General features: G+C 61.3%; 1 protein-coding gene. It reads left to right on the top strand.

Annotated features, from left to right (window positions below; translation table 11 throughout):
• Nucleotides 1-120 precede the first annotated feature (120 nt).
• On the top strand, nucleotides 121-1,032 hold the full coding sequence (locus ACE04F_RS26965) for a LysR substrate-binding domain-containing protein (RefSeq protein ID WP_486110613.1): 912 nt from the start codon (nucleotides 121-123) through the stop codon (nucleotides 1,030-1,032).
• Nucleotides 1,033-1,172 lie beyond the last annotated feature (140 nt).

Below are 1,172 nucleotides of genomic sequence, written 5' to 3'. Positions count from 1 at the left end.
GTCGTGGCGAGGGAGCTTGCTCCCGCTGAGGTGCGAAGCGCCTCCAGAAAGCGGTCGCTACGCGCCCTCGCCACAAAGGCGACCGCTACATCGGTGTATGCATTCCACGAGAGGATGTCTGTGAAAGCCAGATCCGACGAGTTGCAGATTTTTGTCTGCGTGATCGAATGCGGATCGATTTCCGCCGCCGCCGAGCAGGTCGGGCAGACGCCGTCGGCGGTCAGCCGTACGCTGTCGCGCCTGGAAGCCAAGCTCGATACCACATTGATCAACCGCACCACGCGGCGCATGGACCTGACTGAGGAAGGCAAGTATTTCTTCGAACAGGCCAAGGGCATTCTGGACCAGATGGACGAGCTGGAAGAGCGCCTGTCTTCGCGCCAGAAGAACCCCGCCGGCCGCTTGCGGATCAACGCCGCATCGCCGTTCATGCTGCACGCGATCGTTCCGCATATCGAAGAATTTCGCGGCCTTTACCCGGACATCCAGCTCGAACTCAACAGCAACGACCTGATCATCGATCTGCTCGAGCAAAGCACAGACGTCGCCATCCGCATCGGCACTCTTGCCGACTCGACGCTGCATGCGCGGTCGCTGGGGTGCAGTCCGTTGCACATCCTCGCCAGTCCGGCCTATCTCAAGCGGCATGGCACACCTTCCAGCGTTGCCGAACTGGTGGAGCATTCGTTGCTGGGTTTTGCCCTGAACGACGGGCTCAACCAGTGGCCGCTGCGCCACATCCACGGTGATCGCTGGCCGATCCAGCCGGCCATCAGCGCGTCCAGCGGCGAAACGGTGCGTCATCTGGCGCTGCAAGGGCAGGGCATCGCTTGCCTGTCGGATTTCATGACGCGCGACGACATCAGCGCCGGTCGCCTCAAGGTGCTGCTGGCCGATGCCAACAGCGGCTACCGCCAGCCGATCAACGCGGTGTACTACCGCAACTCCCAGCTGGCGTTGCGGATCCAGTGCTTCCTGGACTTCATCCAAGGCAAGCTCGCCGGGTACGCATCGCGAGAATTCAAGGACTGAAGCCGCCAACGGTGATCATCGTGGCGCTCAAGGGCTCTAGCGGTATGAGTTACATCAGAGCGGGTGAGATCCATAAGTAAAACCCAGGACCTGTGGGAGCGAGCCTGCTCGCGAATGCGAAAGACCAGGCACATGTGCTT

Source organism: Pseudomonas sp. AGC41 (assembly GCF_057334555.1).
The sequence above is the reverse complement of the archived record's forward strand: the minus strand, read 5'-3'. Positions and strand labels throughout refer to the sequence as shown.